Raw genomic sequence first — 1,381 nt, 5'->3', positions numbered from 1 at the left:
GGGGTATTCGGCCTGCAACCGACGGTGGTTCGTATAGGAGTTGTCGGCTTCACGCCCGCCGTAAACAGCGGGATTCTCGCCTTGAAAAAAGATAGGGACGCGAACGGGGACGGCGACGGAGGTGATGACGCGAACGGAGACAGCGACGGAGGTGATGACGCGAACGGAGACAGCGACGGAGGTGGTGACGCGAACGGGGACGAACACAGCCGTGGAGACGCGACACCGGGCGTCGACCGACCCGACTACGTGCCGGATCCCGGTCCCGAGAGCCCCGACCGGTTCTGGCGGTGTCGCGAGTGCGGCCAGTGGTTCTGGAAGGGCGGCCACTGGGAGTCCGTCGGCGAGCGGCTTCGGGCGCTCTGACTCGGGTCCTCCCGCCGTTCCCACCGTCTCTTCCCCTCTCATCGGAGCACAACCGGTATCCGCTCCCCGACCGTATGCCCCGGCAATGGAGCTGGGGACAGCCGTCGATCGCCTGGAGGGGATCGTCGACCGCGTGGAAACGGAGCCGATGCCCGTTCCGGTCCGGGAGGTGTGGGCGTTCGGCGACGTCGCCCTCGGGCTCGACCCGATCCAGCGGCTCGACGTGTACGTGACGAAGGACGTTATCATGGGCGGCGACGCGGACGCGGCCGCCGAGTTCGAGGCCGAGTATGGGATCAAGGGCGTGGGTACCACGGTCGACGCCGCGTGGGCTCGGGCGAACCCCGACCGGGTCCGCGCGAGCGACAACGGGTACGCCGCCCCCGAGAAGTGCCTCGCCGCCGAGCTCGTCGGCGAGGGGGCGGGTGCCGACGACGAGCCGATCCACCTGGAGGTGTGTAACGCGAGCTTCGGCGACAACGTCGCCCAGCGGCTGAAGGGTGCGCTGGCACGGGAGGCGTACGGGGACGCGCTCGACCCCCGAGGCGTCTGTCTATGGGTCGACGGGCAGCGCGATGAGGAGGCGTTCACGAAGCTCCGTGAGGCCGCCTTCGCGATGCCGACGCTGTCGGACGCGTTCGGAATGCTCGGCGCGAACGACGCCGACGCCGAGGCGGCCGCGTCGGCGCTGAACGCCGAGCGGGCGACACAGGAGGGGGCGTCCGTCCGCGGCGACATGGTATAACGCCGCACCGAGGGCGACCCGCTACCGACGCCGATCATCGAGCGTTCGGTGGCCCGACGTCGGTCAGTTCGTCGCTCGGCCGTCGGTCGATCGACCGTCCGGCACCCGGCCGACAGTCACCTCGAACGGGACGAGTTCCAGCCGCTCGTAGCTTCCCTCGCGCATCCCCTCGATCACGTCGCGGCCGAGCTCGCGCCAGCGCTGTCGGAGGTCGTCGTACGCGTCGGCCGACAGCGCGGCCCGCAGCTCGGTTCGGTGGTCGGCCAGCCC

General features: G+C 70.1%; 2 protein-coding genes and 1 pseudogene. 2 read left to right on the top strand and 1 reads right to left on the bottom strand.

Translation table 11 applies throughout. From position 1 onward, the window contains the following. Together ACFQEU_RS15920 and ACFQEU_RS15915 are read left to right on the top strand one after the other, a co-directional pair. A partial coding sequence (locus ACFQEU_RS15920; protein WP_379783757.1) for a Mut7-C RNAse domain-containing protein occupies nt 1-366 on the top strand: 366 nt, incomplete at its 5' end. A gap of 85 nt (nt 367-451) precedes the next feature. After that, nucleotides 452-1,111 (top strand): DUF7095 family protein, encoded by a 660-nt coding sequence (locus ACFQEU_RS15915; RefSeq protein ID WP_379783755.1) that lies wholly within the window; start codon nt 452-454, stop codon nt 1,109-1,111. A 63-nt stretch (nt 1,112-1,174) separates the two neighbouring features. On the opposite strand, the pseudogene ACFQEU_RS15910 reads toward ACFQEU_RS15915, so the two are convergent. Then, a pseudogene (locus tag ACFQEU_RS15910) lies at nt 1,175-1,381 on the bottom strand (hypothetical protein); the annotation flags it as partial.

Source organism: Halorubrum tibetense (genome assembly GCF_042661865.1).
Classification (GTDB): domain Archaea; phylum Halobacteriota; class Halobacteria; order Halobacteriales; family Haloferacaceae; genus Halorubrum; species Halorubrum tibetense.
This window is presented reverse-complemented; position numbering and strand designations above follow the sequence as displayed.